General features: G+C 54.8%; 6 protein-coding genes. 4 read left to right on the forward strand and 2 right to left on the reverse strand.

Annotated elements, in window-relative coordinates; translation table 11 throughout:
- Nucleotides 1-71: 71 nt before the first annotated feature.
- Entirely contained in the window at nt 72-590 is a 519-nt protein-coding gene (locus VQ830_RS12235; protein WP_337268376.1) for a Dps family protein, read from the reverse strand.
- A 441-nt stretch (nt 591-1,031) separates the two neighbouring features.
- On the opposite strand from VQ830_RS12235, the gene VQ830_RS12240 reads away from it, so the two are divergent.
- From VQ830_RS12240 to VQ830_RS12250, 3 genes are all read left to right on the forward strand, one after another.
- Nucleotides 1,032-1,979, forward strand: coding sequence for a sensor domain-containing diguanylate cyclase (locus VQ830_RS12240; protein WP_337268377.1), 948 nt, complete (start codon nt 1,032-1,034; stop codon nt 1,977-1,979).
- A 204-nt stretch (nt 1,980-2,183) separates the two neighbouring features.
- Nucleotides 2,184-3,397 (forward strand): IS3 family transposase gene (locus VQ830_RS12245; protein ID WP_337268378.1). Its coding sequence is split into 2 segments (ribosomal slippage): nt 2,184-2,520 and nt 2,520-3,397, totalling 1,215 coding nucleotides; the frame shifts between segments, so codons are not numbered across the junction.
- 93 nt (nt 3,398-3,490) lie between these two features.
- Nucleotides 3,491-4,807, forward strand: a complete 1,317-nt coding sequence (locus VQ830_RS12250) for an MFS transporter (RefSeq protein ID WP_337268379.1) — start codon at nt 3,491-3,493, stop codon at nt 4,805-4,807.
- A gap of 137 nt (nt 4,808-4,944) precedes the next feature.
- Here VQ830_RS12250 and VQ830_RS12255 read toward each other — a convergent pair whose 3' ends face one another.
- On the reverse strand, nt 4,945-5,640 hold the full coding sequence (locus tag VQ830_RS12255; protein ID WP_337268380.1) for an ROK family protein: 696 nt from the start codon (nt 5,638-5,640) through the stop codon (nt 4,945-4,947).
- A 297-nt stretch (nt 5,641-5,937) separates the two neighbouring features.
- Here VQ830_RS12255 and VQ830_RS12260 point away from each other — a divergent pair.
- The coding region (locus VQ830_RS12260; RefSeq protein ID WP_337268381.1) for a hypothetical protein at nt 5,938-6,343 on the forward strand (406 nt) is incomplete at its 3' end.

The following is a 6,343-nucleotide window of genomic DNA, read 5'->3' on the forward strand; positions in this document are numbered from 1 at the left end:
CATCGAGCTTAGATGTGTGAATATGAATGAGCTGCTATCGGAGGATAGCAGCTCATTGTTTTTCCATCTTCTCAGGCGTTCGATCCGCGAAGAATTTCGAACAGGAACCAGATGCGCTTCTCGCCTTCATCGATCCAGTTCTCAAGCAGGCTTGCGGTCGCTACATCTCCGTGCTCGTCGCAGGTGTCGTGGAGCGAACGCATGCTCGCGACGAGTGCGCTGTTGTCTTCCCGCAACTCCGCCAGCATGTCATTGGGATCGACATAATCAGCGTCATTGTCTTTGATGCGCTGCTTGCGAGAAATATCGCCGATGGACCGTAATGTGGTCCCGCCGAGTTTACGCGCCCTTTCAGCAAGCGCATCCGTGATATTGAACAGTTCTTCGCCATGATCATCCAGCATGAGGTGAAAATCACGGAAATGTCTGCCGGACATATGCCAGTGGAAGTTTTTGGTCTTGAGATAAAGAGCAAAGACATCGGCAAGCAATGCCGTCGCGCCGGCGGATATGTCTTTCACCGCCTGATCGCTCAGCCCCGTCGGCGTATTCAACGCTGCTTTACGGCGTGTTTTCGCATTCGCTTCCATTATCATCTCCTGTTTATGAAGAGGTATCTTCTTCCGGTTGGCCCAAAGCTTCCGGTCTTCGGTCGAAAGCATAAAACTCAATTATCGGGATAGCGCGTCCTTGGCTTGAATGTTCCCGTGGTGATGTAGCGGAGCAATTCTCGACAGCCACCCTCTCTGCACCTGCGGCTTTCACTTTTTTGGCAAAGGGCTCAAACCGCGTGCACGCGTCGATCGGGACGTGTTGAACCGACATTTAGCCTGGGCGTTCGGCCCTGATACCGGGCTTCCAGCACTTTCACCGTCCTTATCCCCTGGAGATGAGCACCACATCATTGCGTCAAGCAAACTACGCGTTAAGGTATGTAATTGCCGCCGCGATGGACACGCAGGGCTGTCGGCCGCAATACTGAGTTCTTCGTCCGGAGATTGTAAACCATGGGCGTAAAGGCGATTAAGGACATGAAGCCCTTGGACGAAGCGCGCATTCTTCTGCATACGGCGACGCTCCTTGACGCTTCGGATGTCATGGTTGCAGTCTTCGATCCTGACGACCGACTCAGATATGCAAACAAGGCATTTCGTGAGGCATGGTTCATCGGAGAAAAGGAAGAACCACTCTGGGCTGAGTTGATGCGGCGAAACTACCTTGCCCGCCGCGGAACAGTCTTAGCGACATCCGATTTTGATGCTTGGCTCCTTTCGACGCTGAGCCGGCGCGGAAAAACGGGGCGTCGCGCGTTTGAAACAGACTTGCATGACGGGCGCTGGCTTTGGATGACGGAGACCACCGAGGCCAGTGGCTGGATGCTCTGCGTTGCCAGCGATATTACATCCATCAGGTCCGACGAACGATCGCTTCGCCAAGACCGCGACCAGGCGCTCAAGGCAGCGCTGACCGATGAATTGACGGGCGTCGCCAGCCGACGCTTCGTCATGACCAAGCTCCAAGAGCTACTGTTTCAAAACAACGATAACGGGAAGACCGTTGGATGCCTGTGCGTACTCGATATCGACAACTTCAAATATATAAACGATCGGTTCGGGCATGTCGTCGGTGACGCCATCCTCAAGGATTTCGCTGTCACGATCCATCGCATGATCCGCAAGACGGACGTCCTGGGCAGAGTAGGCGGTGAGGAATTCCTGCTTCTTCTTCCTGGCGCAGCCCCGGCCGATGCTGAGGCCTTGCTGGAAAAGATGCTCGTTGCAATCCGTCACTCAAGTCCTTTATCTGACCAAGTAAGCTTCCGTTACACCTTTTCGGCGGGCATTGCGTGTGGGAATGCGGGAGAGGATCCTGCCGATGCCTATCGGCGCGCCGATCTTGCTCTTTACGCTGCCAAAATGCGAGGCCGCGATCAAATCGCCCTCGATCCCACTATTCGGTCGATGACCGGATCGCCTTGATTTTTGCTCGGCATGAGGAAAGGTTGACCCTCACGGCACCGGCATCTTCCCGAAATCTGTTAAAATATCGAGCGCTGGTATCGCAGCGTGTATGAATTTCTCGATCATCCTTTAGGGTTGTTGTCTCCTGGTGAACTGCCCCCACTTTCGACCGGACACTCAGCATAAGCAGGAAGGCTCAAGCACAGGCTTGAGGATAAGCTTATGTCTAACGAGTTTCGACAGGTTGATCTGATGATCGGCGACGTCCAGCGGCGACGCTGGACAACGGAACGCAAACTGCAGATCATCGAGGAAAGCTATGCCCAAGGGGAGACGGTTTCCTCTGCGGCTCGGCGACATGGAGTTGCGCCAAATCTTCTATATCGCTGGCGCAGGCTCCTGAGCGAGGGAGGTGCGGTGGCCGTGGATTCTGACGAGCCAGTGATCGGCAATTCCGAGGTGAAGAAGCTGGAAGATCGCGTGCGCGAGCTTGAGCGCATCCTCGGGCGCAAGACGTTGGAGAACGAGATTCTCCGCGAAGCTCTTTCCAAAGCCCAGTCAAAAAAACCGATATCGCGGCCGATCTTGTTGCCGAAGGACGGTTCCCGATGAAGACGGTGGCGGATGTCCTGGGCGTATCGCGTTCGAATCTCGTCGAGCGTCTTAAAGGCAAGTCCAAGCCGCGTGGGCCGTATCTCAAAGCCGACGATGCCGAGCTGCTGCCTGCCATTCGCAGACTTGTGGATGCTCGGCCGACCTACGGCTATCGGCGGATCGCTGCCCTTCTCAACAGGCAGCGGCGAGCCGCCGATCTGCCCGTCGTCAATCGCAAGCGAGTGCATCGCATCATGGCCAATCACGCCATGATCCTTGAGAAACACACTGCGGTGCGAATAGGTCGTGTCCACGACGGCAAGGTCATGGTGATGCGGTCTAACCTCCGCTGGTGCTCGGACGGGCTTGAGTTCACTTGCTGGAATGGCGAGGTGGTCCGTCTCGCGTTCATTATCGATGCGTTTGACCGGGAAATTATCTCATGGGCAGCCGTCGCCAATGCCGGGATATCCGGCTCCGACATTCGAGACATGATGCTGGAGGCCGTCGAAAAGCGCTTCGCTGCAACCAGCGCCCCGTATGCAATAGAACATCTGTCTGATAACGGCAGTGCATACACAGCGAGGGAGACCAGGCTGTTTGCTCAAGCCCTCAACCTGATCCCATGCTTCACACCCGTTGCCAGCCCTCAGTCCAACGGCATGTCGGAGGCTTTCGTCAAAACCCTGAAGCGGGACTACATACGCATCTCACCCATTCCGGACGCCGAAACAGCCCTCCGGAAGATCGACGGATGGATCGAAGACTATAATGAAATCCATCCTCACTCAGCGCTGAAGATGGCCTCCCCAAGGGAGTTTATCAAAGCATTGTCTCAATAGCTGATCTGTCCGGCGAAATGGGGAGCACTCCACCTGGCATGTTCGTTTGCCAGGCTTGTACTTATTCTAAAAGATGCTGGGAGGTTCACATCTATGGAAGGTCCTAAGAGCGCTCCGCCAGGGGCGAGTAAAGTTCGCTACTTCGTTCTCTTCATGTGTTTCGTCGGTATTGCAATCAATTACCTCGACCGCGCCAATATGAGCGTGGCTTTACCGGTCATAGACACGGAACTCAATCTGAACCTGACCAATACCGAAAAAGGCCTGATCCTTGGGGCTTTCTTCTGGGCCTACGACGGCATGATGCTTCTTGCCGGCTGGATTACGGACAAGTTGGGAGCGCGAAAGAGCTTTTCTCTTGCTGCCGTCTGGTGGTCGGCCTTTACCGCGTTGACGCCGCTTGCCAATAGCTTCTGGAGCTTCTTTGCGGTCCGTTTTGCACTGGGCGCTGGTGAAGCACCGGCTTATCCATCCGCCACACAGGCGGCTTCGCGATGGTTTCCGAAAAGCGAGCGTGCCTTTGCAACCGCCGTTATCGATTCCGGTTCCCGCGTCGGCACAGTCCTTGCCCTTCCCATCGTCACAGCCATCATTGCACTGGCAACCTGGCACTATTCGTTCGTGATCTTCGGCGCGATCGGCATTGTTTGGGCGTTCTTCTGGTACCTTACTTATCGTGATCCTTCCGACCATTCTCGTGCCAATGATCTGGAGCGCCAATATATCATCGAAAATGGCGGACGAACCTCGGATAGCGACAGTCCGGAAGCAACGCAGATCCGCTGGATTGACCTTTTCCGCTATCGCACCGTCTGGGGAATGATGATCGGCTTCTTCTGCCTGAACTTTGTCATCTATTTTTTCCTGACCTGGTTTCCCACCTACCTTAAAACCGCACGCGGCTTGAACCTAGCGGAGCTCGGCACCTACGGTATGCTGCCGGGACTAGCGGCAATCGTCACAGCCTGGATTGCGGGCGCAGTCGCCGATCGCGCCATCCGCAATGGGGCAAACGTTACGACGGTCAGGAAGATCATCATGGTTGGAGGAATGTTGGGAGGCGCCGCCATTTTACCGGCCGCACTCGTGGAGACGGTGTATGTTGCACTCGTGTTCCTGGCCATCTCCTACAGCAGCTTGGCAATTGCTGCGACAGCAATCTGGTCTCTTCCCGCCGACGTTGCGCCGAGTTCCAAGCATGTTGCCTCCATTGGCGGCATCCAGAACTTTGCCTCCAACATCGCGGGCATCATCAGTCCCTTCCTGTTTGGATTTCTGCTCGACAAGTTCAACGGAAGCTATACGCCTGCGTTCATCATGGCTGCATGCGCGGCTTTGGTAGGGGCCCTCTCTTATGCGTTCATCGTCGGCCGCGCTGAACCGCTTCCGGTTTTGCAGCCGCGCAGTTAGCAAATCCCACTCAATCGGACTGATTTCAGATCAACGCCGTCACAGAAAAACGTGAGCTTGAAACACATTCCACCATTTCTCCGCCCGAACTGCGGGCGGAGAGACCTTTCGTTATCAGAGGTCGCAACCACGAAAATCTAGAATTTAAGGCTGTCGTCAAACCAGATACGAAAACCGCCGAGAAAAGCGTTTTCATTGTCTCCCAATCGGCATCTATCCGGCAGCTTCTTGAGCTTGTCTGCGTTCCCGCCGCCGATGACGGTGTAGTCGGGCTCGAACGCAGCATTTAAGCGCTCAACGACATCGGTCACAGACCGTCGCCATTTAGACTTACCGCGCGCATCGAGCCCCCGGAAGCCGACATAATCTTCGAAGGTTCTCTTCTTCTTGTAGGGCAAATGCGCGAGCTCCATGGGCAGGCAGATGCTTTCGACAATCATGGCAGATCCAAGACCCGTCCCAAGTCCCAGGAACAGCATCCTGCCGCCCTCGTAACTTCCGATCGCCTGCATCAGTGCATCATTGGCCATCCGCAGTGGCTTTCCAAATGCTTTCGCAAAGTCATAGCCCTTCCAGCCGGGTGCGAGATTATGCGGTTCCGTTGCTGGCATGTTGTTCGATACAGGCCCTGGATACCCCATGCCGATAACGTCGTAGTCCCAGTCCTTTGAGAGATCTTTCACGACCTTCACCATCATATCCGGGGTCATCTTTGGCCCCGACTCTGCGGACCGCTTTTCTCCACCTGTACTGAGCCGGACTTTGACATGCGACCCGCCCATGTCGATCGCCATCACCTTTAGATCGGATTTTGTCTGTGCAAGGTTATTCATGGGATCTCCCTCAAAAGCAGCGGCTGGGCGTGACGCCTATAAATGTATGTTGCATCAATCATTTCAACACTCATGTCTTCTTCGCAATGATCCAGTGTTTAGAGGCTTTCTCACGAATAATTTCGCAAGCCTCAGAAAAGGAAGCGGCACTAATCTGACCGCGGACGTCAATATATGGGTGGCGGAGAAGGAGCGCGATCCCCTTGCTATTTCATCAGAGATAACAGCGACATTACCGATAGAGCTCCTTAAATTGATCGGCTGGATAAGTGCGGTCACTGATATTTGAGTTATCCGATGACCACGATCATTCCGTTTCTGACAAATAGCCAAATACGATCTCTCAGCACGATTGCCATCGCCTCCTTGACTACGGATGATATCGCGCAGCTAACAAGCGTGCAGATCAAGGCACTGAGTTCAACACAGCTCGGTTCTCTTAGCACTGCAGATATCAGCGTGCTGACGACGGCCCAGGCAAGTTCCATAGCCCCAAGCGCGATCGGCGGGTTGACGCTCGACCAACTTTCGGTCCTGTCCTCCTGGCAGATCGATGCAATGAGTTCCAGTCAGGTCAGCGCCCTCAGCAGCAGCCAGATTGCGGCGCTATCCAGTCAGCAGGTTGCAGAACTGAGCACCGCGCAGGTTGCGGCATTGACAGCATCGGCGGTAAGTGGGCTCACCCCTCAGGATATCGCCACGT

Origin of the sequence: Oryzifoliimicrobium ureilyticum, assembly GCF_037199735.1 — a bacterium.
Lineage (GTDB): Bacteria > Pseudomonadota > Alphaproteobacteria > Rhizobiales > Rhizobiaceae > Rhizobium > Rhizobium ureilyticus.